The sequence below is a fragment of the Clostridium sp. 1001271B_151109_B4 genome (assembly GCF_015670405.1).
Taxonomy (GTDB): Bacteria; Bacillota; Clostridia; order Clostridiales; family Clostridiaceae; genus Clostridium.
The window spans coordinates 203,345-224,351 of record NZ_JADPBQ010000002.1; the positions used below are offsets into that span (position 1 = coordinate 203,345).

The 21,007-nt window shown below is 26.6% G+C and carries 19 protein-coding genes and 1 riboswitch; of the genes, 1 reads left to right on the forward strand and 18 read right to left on the reverse strand.

Annotated features, from left to right (window positions below):
• Positions 1-91: 91 nt before the first annotated feature.
• The gene (locus I4V63_RS02600; protein ID WP_195999742.1) at positions 92-382 is read right to left on the reverse strand and encodes a hypothetical protein; all 291 of its coding nucleotides are present in this window, start codon (positions 380-382) and stop codon (positions 92-94) included.
• A 760-nt stretch (positions 383-1,142) separates the two neighbouring features.
• On the reverse strand, positions 1,143-2,363 hold the full coding sequence (locus I4V63_RS02605; protein WP_195999743.1) for a hypothetical protein: 1,221 nt from the start codon (positions 2,361-2,363) through the stop codon (positions 1,143-1,145).
• A gap of 205 nt (positions 2,364-2,568) precedes the next feature.
• Between I4V63_RS02605 and I4V63_RS02610 the strand changes: the two genes are divergently transcribed.
• Positions 2,569-3,636: a PTS sugar transporter subunit IIC gene (locus I4V63_RS02610; RefSeq protein ID WP_195999744.1), complete on the forward strand. Its 1,068-nt coding sequence runs from the start codon at positions 2,569-2,571 to the stop codon at positions 3,634-3,636.
• A gap of 63 nt (positions 3,637-3,699) precedes the next feature.
• Here the strand turns inward: I4V63_RS02610 and larC are convergent, their stop codons facing one another.
• The 16 genes from larC to I4V63_RS02690 form a co-directional block, all read right to left on the reverse strand.
• Positions 3,700-5,091: a nickel pincer cofactor biosynthesis protein LarC gene (gene larC, locus I4V63_RS02615; RefSeq protein WP_347707711.1), complete on the reverse strand. Its 1,392-nt coding sequence runs from the start codon at positions 5,089-5,091 to the stop codon at positions 3,700-3,702.
• Complete coding sequence (larB, locus tag I4V63_RS02620) at positions 5,084-5,836, reverse strand: nickel pincer cofactor biosynthesis protein LarB (RefSeq protein ID WP_195999745.1); 753 nt, start codon at positions 5,834-5,836, stop codon at positions 5,084-5,086. The genes larC and larB overlap by 8 nt, the downstream gene beginning before the upstream one ends.
• Before the next feature lie 46 nt (positions 5,837-5,882).
• A complete protein-coding gene (locus tag I4V63_RS02625; protein ID WP_195999746.1) occupies positions 5,883-7,001 on the reverse strand; it encodes an aldo/keto reductase in 1,119 nt (372 codons plus the stop codon).
• Between the two features lie 189 nt (positions 7,002-7,190).
• Complete coding sequence (locus tag I4V63_RS02630; RefSeq protein WP_195999747.1) at positions 7,191-7,838, reverse strand: YoaK family protein; 648 nt, start codon at positions 7,836-7,838, stop codon at positions 7,191-7,193.
• Positions 7,839-8,161: 323 nt separating this feature from the next.
• Positions 8,162-9,799: a PAS domain-containing sensor histidine kinase gene (locus I4V63_RS02635; RefSeq protein ID WP_207746483.1), complete on the reverse strand. Its 1,638-nt coding sequence runs from the start codon at positions 9,797-9,799 to the stop codon at positions 8,162-8,164.
• A 321-nt stretch (positions 9,800-10,120) separates the two neighbouring features.
• Complete coding sequence (locus tag I4V63_RS02640; RefSeq protein ID WP_195999748.1) at positions 10,121-10,732, reverse strand: hypothetical protein; 612 nt, start codon at positions 10,730-10,732, stop codon at positions 10,121-10,123.
• 107 nt (positions 10,733-10,839) lie between these two features.
• Positions 10,840-11,223 carry a VOC family protein gene (locus I4V63_RS02645; RefSeq protein ID WP_195999749.1) on the reverse strand — a complete coding sequence of 128 codons (384 nt, stop codon included), beginning with the start codon at positions 11,221-11,223 and terminating at the stop codon, positions 10,840-10,842.
• Positions 11,224-11,292: 69 nt separating this feature from the next.
• Entirely contained in the window at positions 11,293-12,741 is a 1,449-nt protein-coding gene (locus I4V63_RS02650) for a leucyl aminopeptidase (RefSeq protein WP_195999750.1), read from the reverse strand.
• Between the two features lie 714 nt (positions 12,742-13,455).
• Positions 13,456-14,349 carry a cysteine ABC transporter substrate-binding protein gene (locus tag I4V63_RS02655; RefSeq protein ID WP_195999751.1) on the reverse strand — a complete coding sequence of 298 codons (894 nt, stop codon included), beginning with the start codon at positions 14,347-14,349 and terminating at the stop codon, positions 13,456-13,458.
• 37 nt (positions 14,350-14,386) lie between these two features.
• Positions 14,387-15,136, reverse strand: coding sequence for an amino acid ABC transporter ATP-binding protein (locus I4V63_RS02660; protein ID WP_207746484.1), 750 nt, complete (start codon positions 15,134-15,136; stop codon positions 14,387-14,389).
• Between the two features lies 1 nt (position 15,137).
• Positions 15,138-15,815, reverse strand: a complete 678-nt coding sequence (locus I4V63_RS02665; RefSeq protein WP_195999752.1) for an amino acid ABC transporter permease — start codon at positions 15,813-15,815, stop codon at positions 15,138-15,140.
• Positions 15,784-16,455, reverse strand: coding sequence for an amino acid ABC transporter permease (locus I4V63_RS02670; RefSeq protein WP_195999753.1), 672 nt, complete (start codon positions 16,453-16,455; stop codon positions 15,784-15,786). The genes I4V63_RS02665 and I4V63_RS02670 overlap by 32 nt, the downstream gene beginning before the upstream one ends.
• Positions 16,456-16,903: 448 nt before the next feature.
• Positions 16,904-17,593 (reverse strand): radical SAM protein, encoded by a 690-nt coding sequence (locus I4V63_RS02675; protein ID WP_195999754.1) that lies wholly within the window; start codon positions 17,591-17,593, stop codon positions 16,904-16,906.
• 14 nt (positions 17,594-17,607) lie between these two features.
• Positions 17,608-18,165: an ECF transporter S component gene (locus I4V63_RS02680; RefSeq protein ID WP_195999755.1), complete on the reverse strand. Its 558-nt coding sequence runs from the start codon at positions 18,163-18,165 to the stop codon at positions 17,608-17,610.
• 143 nt (positions 18,166-18,308) lie between these two features.
• Positions 18,309-18,355: riboswitch (PreQ1 riboswitch) on the reverse strand.
• A gap of 149 nt (positions 18,356-18,504) precedes the next feature.
• On the reverse strand, positions 18,505-19,098 hold the full coding sequence (locus tag I4V63_RS02685) for a GNAT family N-acetyltransferase (RefSeq protein WP_195999756.1): 594 nt from the start codon (positions 19,096-19,098) through the stop codon (positions 18,505-18,507).
• Between the two features lie 247 nt (positions 19,099-19,345).
• Positions 19,346-20,977 (reverse strand): EAL domain-containing protein, encoded by a 1,632-nt coding sequence (locus tag I4V63_RS02690; protein WP_195999757.1) that lies wholly within the window; start codon positions 20,975-20,977, stop codon positions 19,346-19,348.
• Between the last annotated feature and the right edge of the window lie 30 nt (positions 20,978-21,007).

Here is a 21,007-nt window from a genome sequence, read left to right on the forward strand (position 1 = left end):
TCTATATAAAATAATATTGTATTTTAAACTGTACTAACTTTCTATAAACTTATTGTAAGTAGTTAAATTATCAAAATAATCCCTTAAACTTTTACAAACCTTGAATTTCCTTTTGGATTAACTTAAGATCATCATAAATACCATTATAATCTCTAATATTAAATATCCCAAACCCATCTAAATCATCTTTAAATATATATCCTATTTCACTTAAACTATATTCTATAATATTCCCATTATTAAATTTAAAGAATATTGTGTCCCCACATTCATTAGCCGTAACTTCTTCTAATGTATTTTCTTTTTTCGTACTATTTTTAACTTCATTAATTAAATTAATAGCTTTTATTGATTGCTGTACTAATTTTTCTTTTCTACCCATATTCATCCCCCTAGAACTTACTTCAAAATTGTTTACAACCTTATTATATAGCTTATTTGGACATTCCTTTGTCGAAATATGCATATAATTATCTAGTAATTTAATCCATATTCCCCATTATACTAAATATTTTTATTATCTTTAAAATTATTTTCTAAAAAAATATTAATTAAATTTATATACTAACTTAAAGGTTATATTTACATGTTTTCTTATATTTTTACTTCGTATTTTTTTATTTTCTACAACAAAAAAGATAGTAATTTGCTTGTCCAAATTACTATCTTTTTAACCCTTTATACCTTTTATACCTAATTGAAAATTTATCCTTATACCATAGAAATTATAAAAATTATTTACCCTCTAATTTTTATCTTTGAAAATATTATACCCTTATATTTATGAGCACTAATATGTTAATAATAAAATTAAATAAATTTATTTAATACTAATTATTGGTGTGTCATTTCTAGTATCCTAATTCATCCTCATATTCTTTAAGAATTTTTTCCTTTTCATCTTTATTTAATTCTTCATTAACTTCCTCATTTTTTTCTACAACTCTTAAATCCTCTCTCATTTTTAACCCTCCCATAATTTTGTATACGTTTTCTCTCTACAAGTTTATTATATCATACTTTTCTCACATTTCTATATATTTTTAAAAATTTTCCCTAAAAAAGAAATTTATTTTCTATTTTAGGGAATACTATTAATTTTTATATTAATTTAATAAGATAAATATGATTATAATTAACACTTAGATAGTTTTTCCTTCTATTTCATTAATGCACTTTCCCTTCTTATACCAAATAGGTAAGTTACATATATATTCTTTTATAATGTTTACTCCAACCTCTTTACCCTCTTCTTCAACAATCATATTTCTAACTTCATTAAGAACATTATCTAAACTATCTTCTTGAATTATATAATATAATTGATTTAAGAAATCATCTATCTCTTCATTGTCAAGCTCAAAGCAATTTGTAAAACTTGTGATAAATTCTTTACCACATTTACAGTTTCTTAGCCAATTATCTTTTCCAAATGCTAATAACTCCTTTTCTGAATACTCTTTATACTCAATCGATTTACTTTCACTTTTAATCTTTTCATATAATTTTTTATAATATTTAATATTGCAGTTAAAAACATATCCATCTTTTATTACATATGACGTACTATAATTACTACCTGAGTTAACAATATCGTAAACTTCTCTAAAGTCCATATTACTAAACCCAAATTTATTTAATTTATTTACCACATCATTTATAGTTAATACTCCATAAACATTTGCCATTCCAGAAACCAAAGTTATAATCTTAGAATTGTTTTTAATTTTTAATCTAAAATTAAAATCATTTAAATTAGATAATAAGTCCCTTACGATAGAAGGCATTAATAATACCGCTTTTTTTTCTTCATTTTTTGATGGATATAAAATGCCTATAGCCATAAAACCTTCAACAAACTTTACATATTTATGATCAATATTATTTAAAATTATAATTCCATCATTTTTTGAAAAGTACTTAAATGCCTTTAATGCACTGTCATCAAAAAGATAAATTTTTTCTAACACTTTTTCTTTATAACTATTAATTAAGTTAAATATTAATTTATCTTTATTGTACCTATAAGTTTTACCAAAGTTTAACCTTTCTGCTATACTTTCTATATCACTTTTAGGCATAGATTTTAATATTTCTTCTATATCATTAGTAAATTTTGTACTATTAAATCTTTTATCTAGCTTTGCCATCTTATGTTTCATCATATCATCAATCATATTTTCCATTGTATTTAACATATTTTGAATTTCTTCATCACACTTCTCATAATTAACTTTATTTCTATAATCTCCTAAATTTATTTTATTATAATTTTCTTTATAACAATCTTCACACATCCACTGTCCTGAATTAACGTCTAAATAGCTTGCAACCTTACCGCATATATTACATTTTGGAACCATTAATACTCTCTCCTCTTCTGCAATTCCTTAAACTTATTTTCTTTTCACTTTTATTAAGTTTTACCAATATTTTTACTTTTTATAACATTACTTAACACTTTTTATAAAAACATAATATATTTGACCCTATTGTAAAATTTATGATAAACTTAATTTATGTAAACACGTGTATATACACCGATTTATTAAAAGGGGGATTAACAAAATGCAAAAATTTAAGAATTATTTACATCACATATTTATAGATGGCTTAAGTGGAATGGCATTAGGCTTGTTTTCAACACTAATAATAGGCACAATTCTTCAGCAAATAGGAAATCTTATTTCTGGGAATTTAGGTTTAACTATATTTTTAATAGGTAAAATAGCCGCTTCTGTAACTTGTGCAGGAATAGGTGTTGGGGTTGCTTATAAATTTAAAGAAACTCCTTTAGTAGTAATTTCTGCTGCAGTGTCCGGTATGGTAGGTGGATTTGCAACAAAATTACTTGCAGGAAATATAATGACTGATACTGGTATTATAACTTTAGCTGGACCTGGTGAACCTTTAGGTGCATTTATTGCAGCTTTAGTTGGAATAGAAATTGGACATCTTATTGCTGGTAAAACAAAAATAGATATAATTATTACTCCTCTTGTTTGTATAGGGGTTGGATCTACAGTTGGATTACTTTTAAGTCCTCCAATTTCAGAGTTTATGACCTGGCTTGGAACAATAATTATGTTTGCAATGGAACAACAACCTTTCATAATGGGAATTCTTGTTTCTGTAATTATGGGTATATTATTGACTTTACCAATAAGTTCTGCTGCAATTGGTGTAATATTAAATTTAGATGGAATTACAGCAGGAGCTGCTGTTGTTGGTTGTTGTTGTCAAATGGTTGGATTTGCTGTAGCAAGCTATAGAGAAAATAAATTTGGTGGATTGCTTGCACAAGGTGTTGGAACATCTATGCTTCAAATTCCTAATATATTAAAAAAACCAGTTATTTGGCTTCCTGCAATAATTTCTAGTGCTATCCTTGGTCCTATTTCATCAACTTTCTTAAAAATGACCAATAATGCAACTGGATCTGGAATGGGATCTGCTGGTTTTGTAGGACAAATCATGGCTTATCAAACTATGATTCAAACCACTTCATCAAAAATAGTATTATTACAAATTATAGTTATGCACTTTGCACTTCCTGCTCTTCTTACATTTATAATTTCTGAATTTATGCGTAAGAAGCAATGGATTAAACATGGTGATATGGCATTAAATTTATAAAAAACTACCTCTAGAAACAATCTAAATATTAGATTATTCTAGAGGCAGAGTTATTTTATAAAATTATAAATTTACTTCTTTTCTTATAATGTCATATACTTCTTGATATGATAAACCACTACTTTTACATATTTCTACTATAGAACTATACTCAGGGTAAATTCTTTTTCCATTTGATAGTTCACAAACTTTCACTTGAACTTCCCCTAATGATGTTTTCATATTAATAACTTCACGCTTTAATATAGTTCTTTCTACTTTTTGCTTTCTAATTCCAATAGTAGTAGTTTCTTTAAAAATTATTTCTTCAATATTTTCTATATCTTCTTTTTTACAAATTACACTAATTTTATATGCCGGACGATTTTTCTTCATAAAAACTGGTGTGTAATATACATCTCTTGCTTTAGCTTCAAAAAGCCTTTCCATTACAAATCCTAAAGCTTCTCCACTGCAATCATCAATATTACTTTCTAACTTATAAATATAATCATCTTTTTCAATATTACATGCCTCATATTCATTAGAAATATTTTCAATAATCATAGCGCGTAAAATACTTGGTTTTTCATAATTACGCTTACCTGCACCAATTCCTATTTTAGATATAGAAAATTTTTCTGGAAGTTTATTTGAAGTACTAATTGCTGCAACTATTGCTGCTCCTGTTGGAGTTATTAGCTCTCCTTCTGTACTAGTTATACTTATATTTAATTTGCATTCAGAAACAATATTAACTACAGCTGGAACTGGTACTGGAATTACTCCATGCTGGCACCTTATAAAGCCTATTCCTTCATATAAAACAGGTACAATAACTTCTGAAATATTTAAGTTATCTAAACAAACAGCTGCAGCTATAATATCAACTATTGAATCTATAGCCCCAACTTCATGAAAATGAACTTCAGATATTTCGACTCCATGTGCCTTTGCTTCTGCCTTACCTAAGATTTTAAAAATCTTAATTGCAATTTTTTTAGCATTTTTAGTAATATCAGTATTATTTATAATTTCTATTATTTCTTCTAATCCTCTATGCTCATGGTGATCACGATTATGTGCTTTTAAATTTATTATTTCTTTTTCCTCATGATTATCCAAATGATTATTTATATTATAATCTTCAATTAAAATTTCTTTTTCCTCATGATTATTACTACCATTATTTATATTATAATTATGATTTTCACCTAAATTTTCTTGTTTATTATCACCATATAAATACTTCATATCATGATCATGATTATTATATTTTTCATTTAAAATAACATTAAAATCACAAGCATCAATACCACTTTTAGAAACTCTAGTTATTTTAGTTTCAAAACCTTGTATTGGTATACTTTTTAATGCATTTTCTAAAACTTCAACACTTGCACCTAAATCAATAAGTGATGCTACAAACATATCTCCACTAATTCCAGAGTAACATTCTAAGTATAACCTATTCACAAGTTCTTACCCCCAACCTATTGATTTGTGTAGCAATATATCCTGCACCATATCCATTATCTATATTAACTGTAGCTATTCCATTTGCACATGAGTTAATCATAGTTAATAATGCAGATATTCCATGCATATTTGCTCCATATCCAATAGATGTTGGCACTGCAATAACAGGCTTATCTACTAACCCGCCTATTACACTTGCAATAGCACCTTCCATTCCAGCAACTGCAATTATACAATTAGCATCTTGAATATCTTCTAACTGTGAAAGTAACCTATGAAGACCACTTACTCCTACATCATAAATACGTTTTACCTTTGAACCAAAATATTCTGCAGTTTGTGCAGCTTCTTCAGCTACAGGAATATCTTCAGTACCTGCTGTACATACAACAATTTTCCCAACATGCTTTTTATCTTTTCTTTCAATCTTTAATATTTTTGATATAGGATCATAATTTACTTCTGGATATTTTGCTTTTACTAAATCATATTGATGGCTACTAGCTCTTGTCCCAAATACCTCGCCATCAGCTTCATATAGCTTGCTAAATATATTAATTAAATGCTCATCAGATTTTCCACTACAAAAAATAACTTCAGAAAATCCTGATCTTACTTTACGATGAGTATCAATTTTTGCATATCCCATTTCCTCAAAAGGCTTTCTTTTAAAATACCCTTCAGCCTCTTCAATAGAAATTTCTTTATTTTTAACTTTTTCTAATATCTCACGTGTCTCCATAGTTACCTCCATATTGCCCTTCTTTTACCCTATAATATTAAAATTATTATTCAAATAATTTAGCTACCTTCTTTAACTCTTCTGTAATTTTTATGTGTTGAGGACAACTCTTTTCACACTTTCTACAGGCTATACAATCTGAAGCTTTTCCATTAGTTTTTGTATAATTATCATAGTATACCTTTTGAGTTGAAAATCCTGAATTTAATGCTTGTTTTTCAGCATTATATAATGCAAAATAATTTGGAATTGCTATATTTTTAGGACATCCAGCAACACAATATTCACAAGCTGTACAAGGAATAGCTATTGAATCATTAATAATTTCAACTGCTTTATCTACTATTTTATGTTCCTCTTCTGTAAATGCTTTAAAGTTTTGCATATACCCAGTATTATCTAAAAGCTGCTCCATATTAGACATTCCACTTAAAACCATCATTACATTATCTAAACTAGCAACAAATCTTATTGCCCAAGATGATATAGACATATCCTTGTTATAATCTTTAAAAAGTTTTTCAGCTTCTTTTGGAACTTTTGCTAATGTTCCACCTTTAACTGGCTCCATTACTATTACTGGCTTATTATGTTTTTTAGCCACTTCATAACACTTACCAGATTGAATTCCACCATCATTCCAATCAAGATAATTAATTTGTAATTGTACAAAATCAACTTCTGGATGTTCAGTTAATATAGTTTCTAAAACATCTGCTGTATCATGAAATGAAAAACCTATTTTTTTAACTTTTCCTTCATCTTTTTTCTTTTGAACAAAATCAAATGCATTAAACTTTTTAGCTATTTCGTAGTTAGTTACTCCTAAGTTATGAAGCAAGTAATAATCAAAGTACTCTACACCGCACTTTTCCATTTGCTCATTAAAAATTCTTTCTAAATCTTCTTCCTTTTTTAAAAACATTGTTGGCATTTTTGTAGTAACAGTAAAAGTATCTCTTTTATGTCTTTTAACAACTGCTTCTCTTAAAGCAATTTCACTTTTAAAATTATGATACATATATGCAGTATCAAAGTAAGTAAATCCTCTTTCTATAAAAGTATCCACCATCTTATTTAACTGTTCCATATCAATACTTTCTTGATTATCCTTTTCTGTAAGTGGTAGTCTCATAAGTCCAAATCCTAGTTTTTTTGATTCCATTAATTTCACCTCATATAAAAAATAATTTCTCTAATTCCTTTTATCCTTAATTATTCTTTAGTTAAAATTTAACCTTTATATTAATGTTACTCCTTGAAGTTAACTCCAAGTCAAGAACTTTATGGAATTTGTTAATTCTTAAATATCCAAAACATTCTAAACGCAAAGTTTTGTGCGCCCTTCATAATTTTATTCATAGGACATTACTATTAATGCTAATATTAATGGAATAATTGCAATTAACACAGCCTTTAAGTCCATATTTAAAGTTATTAAACCACCTATTGTTGCTCCTAAGCAAAAAATCAATATAATAAAATAATATTGAAATGCTATTTTTAAATGTTTTTTATCTTTATTTCTTATAAATATAACTAACTTTTCTGTACCACTTCTTAAGTTTCCTGTACACATTGTTGTTGCATAAGCATTTCCATGAAACTTCCTAAAGCTTTCTACTTGCATTGCGCAAATAAATGATATTATTGTATTTGCTAAATAATTAAATGGTATAAATGCAACAATTATTAATAATACTATTTCTATTGCCAAAACAGCTTGTCTCCAATGGAACTTTTCACTTTTTGATAACTTTGTTCTTATTACTTCAGCTAATAAAACTCCTATTGCAAAAGCAATAATAGGAACAATATAATTTATAATTCCTCTAAAATTACCTTTCATAAAATTAATCCCAAGCATAACCATATTACCTGTTTGTGCATTAGCAAATACTTTTCCTCTACTTATATAGCTGTATGCATCTAAAAATCCTCCTGTTAATGCCAGCAAAATTCCTACTCTTAATGAATCTGAATATTGTCTCTTATTATTCATATTAAACACCTCTTACTATACTTAACCTAATGAAACTCTGCTTTCTTCACCTGCTGAATGTATTAAATTGTGCTTTCCACTAACTAAATATTTCATTTAGATTTTAGTTAATATTTTGAATCACAAACAAGTTTCATTAAGTAAATTAATATTCAAAATTTTATTCACTATATTAGCACTTTAACTTTTACGCCCTAATTAAATAATATTTTACATTTAAAAATAAAGTTCTATCCTTTTATTAATACTAAAACTTCTTTATATTATATAAAATATAATAGAAAACACCCTCTATCACTTCATTATGATAAAGAGTGCTTCATTTAATTATATATATCCGAAAATTCTATATTGAATTTTTCTACCTTAGAAACAATACTTTTTTCTCTAACATCAGTATTAACAGAATTTTTTATCTTTCTTATTGGTAGTTCAATACAAAACTCTGTTCCTTCCTTAACTTCGGTATTTACATAAACACATCCATTATGAAGTTCAACCAATGATTTAACTAACGCAAGGCCTATTCCACTACCTTCTATTCTTCTTGTTAAAAGACTTTGTGATTGAGTAAATCTTCCAAAAATTTTAGAACTATCTTCAAGACTTATTGGTTCCCCATCATTTGCTATTCTAATAATAAGCTTATTACATTCTTTATTAATATCCATAACCACATAAATATTCCCATCATGAGCTGTAAATTTCATTGCATTTGAAAGTAAATTTAATATTATCCTCTCTATTTGATCTGGATCACATGCAGTTATTATCTCTTCTTCCATTGTATCAAATATAATGTTTCTTTTATTATTTTTCATATATACTACAAGAGACTGAACTATATTTTCTACAATTTCTACTATATTATAGTTACCCATATTAATATTATAAAAATTCCCATCAATTTTACTAATATCAATTAAATTATTTGCTAACTTTAAAAGTCTATATGAATTTTGTTTTATATTATTAAGATATCTTTTGCAACTATCATAATCAGGGTACTCATTATTAACTTCTATATAATTTATTATTAATTGCACTGTAGATAATATTATATTTAAAGGAGTTTTAAATTCATGGGATACATTGGCAAAAAATTCTGTCTTTAAGCTTTCAAGTTCTACAGCATGTTCAAGATTTTCTTTATCTTCAGTAAATGATAAAACTATGCATATATACTTAATAAATTCTTCTTTTAATTTTTGTGGCTTATTTTCATAATAAATATGTACACATCCTAATAAATTATTATTATTTTTTAATAAATATATATACTTGATGCTATCATTATTTAACTCTTCCTTAATTTCACATTCATAATTTTCATAATAAATATTCTTAATTTCATCAGTTATAATATATTTATCTTTAAATAATACCTGGTGCTCACCTAAATGCTCATGCAATTTCATCATATTTTGATTTTTGTCATACAAATAAAATGCAACATCCTCACATTCAATGGTTGATTTTAAATCTTCTAAGATTTCACTATAAAGTGAAGTACTATTTAAATCCCTAGATTTATTCATTATATTATTTGAATTTTTCTTAATACTTTTACATATGGAATTATCTTCACTTATAAACTTTGCAATACCCCCTATTTTTACTTCATTTTCTTCATTATTTTTTAACAAAACTTTAAATAACTCATAACTAGTTTCTATCTCACCTGTTATTATTTTATCTTCTATAAAAGCTCTATCTCCATTTTTTAAAACAGCCTTATCTCCTTCAACGCAAATTCTTGCCATTTCTGGTGTACGTATATTATAATCTTTTTTACCAATTACCTCTTCCTTTTTTAAGCCTATCCTATCTGCCGTTGCTTTATTAGCATAGTTATATACCCCATCTAAATTTTTAATATAAACTTCATAAGGAATTTTATCTAATAGCTCCTCTAGGTCTTCTATTGTATAATTTCTTTTATTTATTATATTCTTACACATAATTTACCCCTATTCACTTTTTACACAAATTTAACATTTAATCCTAATTTATGTATATTGTTATTTATTATAACATATTTATTAAAAATTATCTTGCAAATCCAAATATTATATATATCTCATAATTTTCATTAGTATTATCTAAAAAAAGTTAATATAATAGCAATAATTATTATACAACTACAATAATTATTGCCTTGTCTTATACACTATAATTATTAATCTTTTTGTATTATTTAACTTTTCTTTTTAAGAAAACATAAAAACAGTAAATTAATACAAAATCTACTGTTCTTATATTTAAATATTAATATCTCTTATTTATGGTGTTAATATAGGTATTCTTTTATCTTCTAAAATGCAGTATTTTATATTATTATTAGTTAAATAATAAGTATTATTTTCAAGTTCAAAAGTAAATGCAAGTTGAACTTTTATATTATTTATAAGAAAAACCACATTATTTACTCTTTCTCCTAATACATTAAAAATATTTAAAGCTATGTTTCTATATTCTTGTCCTACAACAATAATAATAGTCTCAGGACATTTTCCATTTTTTCTACATTCAATATATTCATCATAAAGTGCCCATATTATATGATTTCTATCAAATATGCTCTTTATTAATGATATAACTTCAAAGCTTCTATATCTATCTCGTTCCGCTATATATTCAAGCATATCACTTTCTAAGTTACCTATAGAATTATCAACTATATTATTAATAGTCTTGTACAAATTGCTAAAATATCTTTTTCTAAATTCAATAAAGCTACTTTTCAGCAAAAATTCTGAATCCTCTTCTTTATCTCTTAAATATTTTTTATAAATCTTCTTTTCAGCTTTGTAATATTTACTTTTTATTTTAGAAACTTTTTTTCTACATAATAATTCTTTTAAATTGCTTATTTCTTTAATGTCTGATGACATGGATCTTCCTCCAAAATATGGTTCCACTATAATATTACACTTATTATTTATAAAATATACTATATTAAATTTCTAAAATAATTATTGTATGATTATAATATTTAAATTTATCTTTCATATAATTCTAATGGTAATTTATCAGGATCCTCAAAGAAAGTGAATCTTTTCCCTGTAAATTCATCAATTCTAATTGATTCACATTCAACTCCATGTAAATTTAGTTCTTCTACAGCTTCATCAATATTATCTACTTCAAAAGCTAAATGTCTAAGCCCTCTTGCTTCAGGATAACTTGGTCTTACTGGTGCATTAGGAAATGAAAATAACTCAATTTCACTATCACCAATCTTTAAGTCAAGCTTATAAGAATCTCTTTCCTTTCTATAAACTTCCCTTATTATCTCAAGCCCTAAAATTTCAGTATAAAACCTTTTTGAAACTTCATAATTTGATGCAATAATTGCAATATGATGTATTTTATTTAACTTCATAAACTGTGCTCCTTATTATAAATAAAGAGCAATCTAAATATAAGATTGCCCTTTATAAATTTCTATATATTATTTATGCTTACACTCATGCTTTACAACTAATTCATATAAAGTAGCAACTGGTGCTCCAGTTCCCCCCTTAGGTGTTGTATCATTTCCACTATCACTCCAAGAAGTACCTGCTATATCTAAATGAAGCCATGGCTTATCTTGTACAAATTCTCCAATGAACATACCTGCTGTGATTGATCCACCATAACGTCCACCAGTATTTTTAAGGTCTGCAAAATCACCTTTGTATAACTTTTTATAGCATTTATCATTAGGTAATCTCCAGAACTTTTCTCCACTTCTCTTTGCAGCAACCATTAGTTCATCATAAAACTCATCATTATTACTTACAACTCCAGTTACTTCAGTTCCAAGTGCAACTAACACAGCTCCAGTAAGAGTTGCAACATCAACTACCTTATCTACTTTTTCATTTTCAATAATATAAGTAACAGCATCAACTAAAGTTAATCTACCTTCTGCATCAGTATTTAATACTTCAATAGTCTTACCAGCCATTGAACCTATAATATCTCCTGGCTTATAGCTTCCACCTGAAATAGCATTTTCACAAGCTGCTACTACTGCAACTACATTTTTCTCTACTTTATTTTTAGCAAGAGCTTGCATTGTTCCTATAACTGCTGCAGCTCCACCCATATCACTCTTCATTGTATCCATAGATGTTGAAGGTTTAAGTGAATATCCACCAGTATCAAAAGTAAGACCTTTTCCTACAAGACCAACTCTTTCATCACTATTTTCATTACCCATGTATCTCATAACTATTAATCTTGGTTTATGAACTGAACCTTTTGCTACTTCTAAGAATGCTTTCATTCCTAAAGCTTCAATTTGCTTTTCATCAAATACTTCTACTTCAAATCCACTTTCTTTTCCTGCTTCTACAGCTCTTTCTGCTAAAGTTTCAGGATATAATATATTAGCTGGTTCATTTACTAAATCACGAGCTAAAATAATTCCATCAGCAACATTGCTTGCTTCTTCGATTTTTTCTCTCATCTTATCAAATTTTTCTTTTGGTCCACCTATTATAGTTACGTTAGGAGTGTAAGCTTCATTATTTCCCTTATATTTATCAAATTTATAACTTGCTAATTTTACACCTTGAGCTATAGATTTTGTAACTCCACCTGTGCATAATCCATTTGCTTTTATAAAATTAATACTTAAATCATTTATCTTTAATTTTTCAGCTTGTTTAATTCCTCTAATAACAGCATTTACTAAATCAGTTCTTTCTAATTCATCATATTTTCCAAGACCTACAAAAATCTCATAATTTAAATCATTTGTAGTCTTATAAAATACTTGACCTGACTTTCCTTCAAAAACTTTCTTAGCTTTTAAAATATCAACAGTTTCATTATTTGCTGGCTTATCTTCATAAATAAGAGTAATAATACCTTGAAAGTTACCAACAGTTAAATCTTTTACTTGTATCATATTTACTTTTCTCCCTTTTCATCTTTTATACTATATATTTTAACATTAAAATTTATATAGTATATGTTTCATTTTATTTACTAACTTTTCTCTATTATACTACATTCTACATTTTTTTCAATTTTAACATGTTTATTGCCTTAGTGGAAAATACACATATGTGCAACCTCTCCTAAGGCATTTATTAGCAATCTCCAATACTCTCTTTCTAAAAAATATAATTATTTTTTTCCATACTCGTGATAAGGTAATAATTCATAAGTTACATTTTCTTTGTCCTTAATAAATTCTCCGATTTCATTTATGGCTTCATCATTATCATTAAAACCTGGAATAACAGGAGTTCTAATAATTTTCTTTAAAAATTAACACATTATCTTCATCTTTTTACCTACCCTTACTATGAAATATTTGTCTCATGGCTAGCCATTGTAATATTCCCATCTGTTCAGGTGAGATATAACAACAGGCATGCCCCTAGATAATGAATTCTAATCTTAAGCTAAGAATTCAATTTATATACATGTATATTTTTGCAAAATAAAAAGCACTAGACAATAAACTCTAGTGCGTAAAAAACCACCTATTAATTCCCCCCCTTATCACTCAGCTGTAACGCTGCAGGAATTAGTAGTTTTAATGTTGTTATTAATATAACGCTATTTCAAATATATGTTAATAACTGTTTTTGTTATTTTTTTAATACTTTTTTTATTAATTTACTTCTCCGCCTTCAACTACTATATCTTCAGGATTTACAGCATCACCATATACAGGTTCTAATGTCTTTTTATAATCATTTAAGAAAAACTCTTCATCTGCTAAGCTTTTAATTTCATCATTAATCCAATTTAATAGCTCTGTATTTCCTTTTTGTACAGCTGGTGCAATAGTATCAATATTACCTATGCTTTCTATACCAGTAGTAAAGCCTTCATTTTGGTTTGACCAAGCTAAAGCTTCAGTATTATCAGTTGCAAAAGCATCTCCTCTTCCATCTAATAATGCATCATATGCTTCTTGATATTCATCATATTTAACAAGAGTTAAATCAGGATAAGTTTGTGAGAAATATGTTTCTGCAGTTGTTCCTTTAACAACAATTAACTTCTTGTCATTTAATTGATCAACATCAGTAATTAATGCACTATCTGGTGATACTATTCCTAATGCAACTTTCATATATGGAAGAGCAAAATCAACAGCTTCCTTACGTTCATCTGTTACTGTAAAATTAGCTAATATTAAATCTACTTTACCTGATTTCAGATATTCAACCCTGCTTGCAGCTTCAACATAAACAAACTCTACTGCATCTTCACTACCTAATAAGTCTTTACCTATTCTTTTTGCAAACTCTACATCATAACCTTGAACATCCCCGTTAGAATCAACATATCCAAATGGATTTTTGTCACTAAAGACACCTATTTTAATTTTCCCATCTTCCTTAATTTCATCTAAAGTTCTTGCCTTAGCACTTCCACTTGTGTCAGTACTTCCTGCATCATTTGATCCATTGTTTGAATCATTTGTACTAGAACCACATCCAACTAAAAGCCCCATTATTAATGTGATTGATAAAAGTACTCCTAAAAATTTTTTCATGGTAAAATCCCCCTTTAAATTTATTAATTTTAATTCTTTATACACTTTCATAACTAAATGTATTAAGAAATTGTTTAGCTCTATCAGTCTTTGGATTTGTAAAGAATTCTTCTGGTGATGATTCTTCAATGATATTACCAATATCCATAAAGATAACTCTATCAGCTACAGCTCTAGCAAATTCCATTTCATGTGTTACTATTAGCATAGTCATTCCATCCTTTGCTAATTCTAATACAACTTGAAGAACTTCCCTTACCATTTCTGGATCTAATGCTGCAGTTATTTCATCCAATAATAATATTTGTGGATGCATAATTAAAGCTCTAACAATAGCTACTCTTTGCTTTTGCCCTCCAGATAATTGTCTTGGATAATCACTTTTTCTATCCAAAAGTCCAACTCTCTCTAAAAGTTTTTCTGCTTCCGCTTTAGCCTCTTCCTTATTTCTTTTTTGCACTAAAGTTGGTGCTAAAATTAAATTTTTCATTATATTCATGTTTGGAAATAACTCATAACTTTGAAATACCATACCTATTTTTTCACGTATTTCATGAACCTTATTATTATCAGATGATATTTCCTTTCCATTTAAAATAATTTTCCCTGAATCTATTGGCTCTAGCTTATTTAAGCACCTTAAAAAAGTACTTTTCCCACAACCAGAAGGTCCTACCACTACTACAACCTCTCCCTTTTCTAATGAAAATGAAAGATTATTTAAAACTATTTTTGATTTATCATATGACTTAGTTAAATTTTTGACTTCTAATATTTTATCCCCCATCTTAATCTCTTAGCCTCCTCTCTAATACTTCTGACAGTTTTGAAAATGGAAAACAAATTACAAAATACATTATAAAAATTGTTCCATATACCCAAAGTGCTGCATCTGGTGTAGTATAACGATTTGCATCTATTATTTGCTTACCAACCTTAACAACTTCAACTACACCTATAAGTACTACTAAAGAAGTTGTTTTAATCATTCTAGTTAATAAATTCATTGCTGATGGAATTAATCTTCTAATAGTTTGAGGTATTATAATATGTATAAATACCTGTGTCTTTGTCATTGCAAGCGCAAATCCACTTTCATATTGATGTTTTGGTACTGCAATAAGTGCACTTCTTACTAAGTCTCCCATTTCTGCTGTTCCCCAAAAAGTAAATACTATTACTGCAGCAGTTTCACCTGAAAAGTTAGTTCCTATGTGTTTTGCGGCACCAAAATATACTAAGAATAATAAAACAAGCTGTGGCATTATTCTTACAATTTCAAGATAAACTCTACAAACTGCACGAACAATTTTATTTTCACTAGTCATTATTACTCCCATTAAAATTCCAAGCCCTACTGAAAGAATCATTGAAATTAAAGCAATTTTTAAAGATACCCATATTCCTTGGCATAGTCTTAAGAAATTACTACCCTCAAATAGCACTCGAATTCCCAAATCCTGCATAACGAACTCTCCTTTCTATAAATGTACAAATTAAAGAAATAGGAAGCAAGATAATTAAATATGCTATTACTAACATAAATAATGCTTCATCTGTTTTATAATAAATACCTATTAAATCTTTAGCTACAAACATCAAGTCTGCTAAAGCAACAGCACTAAACACTGAAGTTTCCTTTATTAAGAAAATAATATTTGCACATAAAACTGGAACTGAAGTTTCAAAGGCTTGCGGCAATGTAATATGCCAAAAGACTTGTGATTTTGTCATCCCTAAACTTAAGGCTGATTCATGTTGTACTACTGACACATTTTCAATTCCTGATCTAAATGCCTCTGCCATATAACTTCCTCCTAAAAAGGCTAGTCCTATAATTCCACATGCTTCTGAGCTTAAGACAATGCCTATCTTTGGCAAACCAAAATATAAAAAGAATAACTGAATTAATAACGGCGTATTTCTTGATAATTCAATATATATTGAGACTATTGTTTTAAGTACCGGTATTTTCATAGTCTTAATTAAGCTACAAATAATTCCTATAACTAATGATAATAGTATTCCTATTACTGCAATCTTTATAGTTAAAATTCCAGCTTCTACATATAGCTTATAGTGAGTTTGTATAAAACTCATATCCATATTTTATCCCCCTAATCAATAATTAATTTTGAACTATATTATATATATAAAAAACAGGTAAATGCTTATTACACATTTACCTGTTTTTCTTGCTTATCTAAAAAATAACTTAAGAATCAGATATACAAATGCGTACAATAATTAACTGTACATTTATACATACAGTTGGAACAACACATCATAATATTGTTATTAAATATATTATTTATCTTTATATCATTTTGTGCATTGTAGCTTTTCATAACTTATTCTCCTTCCATTTATTTTAAATCTCTTTTTTAATTCTTATAGTTTTATCTATAGTATTCTATATTGGTATTGTTAAGAATATTTTATACATTTTCCTGTAATGGTTTATATTTATTTTTTGTTTTTTATTCAAGCAAAATATAAAAAAGTAGTGTCTATACATATTACTATATAAACACCACTTCTTAATTTTTTATTATTAATCACCTACACCAAAGTCAGTATTATGATATAAAACTTCAATTGTTGGATGATTATCTAAGAAACTATATTCTTTTTTAAACCACTGTACTAATTCCTCATCCCTCTTAATATGAGTAGTATTATTAACAAAAACATTAATAGTTGCATACTTAAAATGTTCTAAAACTATTTTAATATCTTCTTCAATCATTTCCTTAGTTTGTCCCTTTATTCCAACCATTAAACAAACCGATTGGAACTTTTCTGCAACTTCTTTCGCATCCTTAAATTTAGCATTTTTATTAAGATAATTATTTCTAAATTCATAGTCAAATGTTTCAATTCCAATCTTGAATATTATAGGAATATTAAAGAAGGTTCTCATTTCATCTAATCTATTTCTATAACACCAATGACTTTCAAAAAATAACAACTTAATTTTCTTTTCATCTACTATCTTTTTTATATACTCTAAAGTTTTTTTAGGTATTTCAAAACAGCTTCCTGAATTAATTACTTCAAGAACACCAAACTCACCAGTTATATTATCTAAAATCTCTATATTTTGCTTATTTAATTCTTCCTCATCTTTTCCATTATCATCTATGTAATCACAAAAACTACACTTTCCCCAAACACATGAAAAAGCTCTTAATAAAACAATTTCCCTATTATTTTTATTAGTAATCTTATTATACCTGTCCATCTTTTCTCCTATACTTAAGCATTTCTTTGTAACTTAAAATTTTTAGGTATCACTTTAATAACATTAAATACTAATACTACTATTATAATTTTATCAATAAATTCCGTTAATATTTGAGTTATAAATACGCTTGGCACTAATTCTAAACCTATACTATTTAAATACATTACAATAATTGAATTACCTGATGAAGTAATTCCTCCAAATACATAAGCTGAAGCAATTGCTGCAACAAAAGCAGAACATGAAGCAATTAATAATATACTAAATGGTGCAATAACCGTCTTCTTAAATCCACCTTTTTTATAAAGTATACCTGCTAAAAGTCCTACTACCATTTGTGAAGGTATAAAATATATTGCATATGGGTCAAATGTCACCGTAGTTATTAAATAACTTAATATTCCTGTTACCACTCCTGATATTGGTCCAAATAAAAATGCTACTGTAAATGTCCCTATTGTGTCAAGAAATATAGGAAGCTTTAATGCTACTGCTATCAGTGCTCCTACGACATTTATACCTATACATAATGATATAAGTACTAATTTGTTTGTATTGTTTTTTTTCACTCTTTTCACTCCTATTCTTAAATTAGTAAGTGTAAGAGAGATTTCTTCTGCCGTCCAAAAATAAATAAACCTCTAAGTTATAAACTTAGAGGTCCTATAAACAAAACTTATTCTTATTAAGTTATAGAATATTACTCCTATAACTAAGCCTAGTTTTTTATAGAGGGATGGTCATACGAACCTCTCCTAGTAATCCTACTAGATTTTATTTAATTCTTTCATATTATATATTCTTATAATACTTTTTACAATAATCTTTATATAAATTATCTATATTTTTCTTTAAAATAATTATTAATTATAGCTAAAACCATAAAACTTATTATAAAAGTCTAAAATTTAAACAGCTTTAACCATTCGATATAAAACATGTGAATAATACGGCTCTTCGATTTCAAAAACAAAATCTAAATTTTCATAAAAACTTTTAACCCCCTTATCTTTTGCTAGTAGAGAACAAGTATTATATCCCTCTTCCTTAGCATTATTTTCAGCCAATTTAATAAGAGCTTTTCCAATTCCCATTCCCCTATACTCTTCAAAAGTTGCTAAGTTAGCAATATAAAGTTCATTTTCACCACATTCAAAAAAATTAAACTCTAAAATAATATCTCTAATAAATCTTATCTTATTTTTAATACCATTTATATTCTTAATTAACCTAATACTTGTTATCAAATCTAACTTTGATAAGTCTTTACCTTTTAATAATATAATAGCTCCACAAACCTTTCCGTCTAGTTCTGCAACCTTAACATTATTGTAAGAATATCTAGAATTCTCGCATTCAACTAATATTTTTATTCTGTCTATTATTGCATCCTTACTTCCATAACCCCATACCTGCTCAGGATCATCTTCTGTTTTATAAACCAGCTCTGCAATAATTTTCGAGTCTCCTTTTGTTGCTTCTCTTAACGTGAAACTTTCCATAAAAATTCCTCTCTTTTTTTAATATAATAAATTCTTTATATAATTATTATATTTTTAATTAACTTTGTATTTAAGGCTTTGTGGTGCTAAAAAAATGTACTTATGTACCCTAAATTATTGTTAAACTTTATTATATTCTGTACAAATGTCCATTAAATAAATACTAAGTGTATATAATTATCTAAAATAAAAAGCAACCTTACATAAAGGCTGCTTACTTTAATTTTATATCATTTTCATAATCCTATTATTCCAAGGAAAATTCTTTTAACTCAACAATATTCATAGGCTTACTATAATAATATCCTTGTATATATACATTTTTATTTACTATTTTTTTTATTTCTTCAATTTGATATTTCTGTTCAATACCTTCAATAACAAGGATCTTATCTGTTATTAGGGTTATTTTAGATATAAATGCTATTACTTCACTAGTAATTTGTGATATTGAAATATTGTCTGCAAAACATTTATCTAATTTAACACTATCAAAATCTATTTCTTCCAAAATACTAAGATTAGAATATTCTACTCCAAAATCATCTATTGCAATTTTATATCCACTTTCTTTTAATAAAGCTATTGCTATTTGTATTTTTTCTAAATCCCTAGCATGAACCTTTTCTATAATCTCAAGAGAAATACTTCCCTTTTTAATATTATAATCTGCTGCTAATTTAATTGCTCTATTTATAAATTCTGTATTTTCAAGTTCTCTAAATGATAAATTAAGAGATAAATAAAAGTTTTTATTTTTGTAATTTTCATAGTTACTTATTATTTTATAATCACAAATTACTTTTTCTAATATCCAAAGTGTAAGTTCATAAAACATATCCCCTTTTTCTATCTCTTTAAGAAAGTTAAAAGGAGATAAAACATTATTATTTTTATCTTTTAACCTTAATAACCCTTCAAACCCTACTTCAATATTTTTAAAGGGATCTACTATTGGCTGATAATATAATAAAAAGTTTCCTTCTGTTATATTTTTAGTAACTCTTCGTTTTATAATTGTTTTTTTTATATATGGATATATTATTACATATATAATACCAACAATTGTCATTATTGAAAGAGCAATTAATATAATATTCCTTAAAATTAACCCTTTCTGAAAATATTTATTATATATAAATGTTAGTTTATCAACTTTATTATTTAGGAAAAAATCAAAGTACTTTATGACCTCTTTACTTTTACCATTACCAACAATATAAACACTACCTACGTAATACTTTACTGTTTCTTTATAAGCTTCTACACTTCCATAAATTTTACTAGAAGATATTGCATCTACTTCTTTCAAATTTAATAAGCTTATACATTCATCATTTGTCTTAACCTTTACTGGTTCAACATTTATATCATAATATCCTAACAGTTGAATTAACCATTCACTTTTTATGTCTCCATCAAGATATGCAAACTTTTTCCCATTTAAATCATTTAAATTCGCATATTGAGATTCATTAATATCACCATATATATATATGTATCGATTATCAAATTCTATATGACTATCAGAATATATTAATTTAGAATTTTTATTTGGTATATTATATAATCCCATTAAAATATCTATTTCTTCATTTTCTAACATCTCTATTGCATTATTAATATTAACATCTACATATTCATATTCTATATTTAAATTAGAACATAAAGTATCTAATAATTCATGATAATATCCATGAACATTCCCTTTTTTATCTTTATAATAATAGGGATAATATGAATAATATCCAACCTTTATTTTTTTCTCTTTGTAATTAGGATACATATACAAAGAACTCGTATCCTTATGATAAAAACAATTTAAACCACAAATAATAATTAACAAAGAAACAATTATAAATATTCCTTTTTTATTCATTCTCATCACCAAATCAACTAATAATATTGT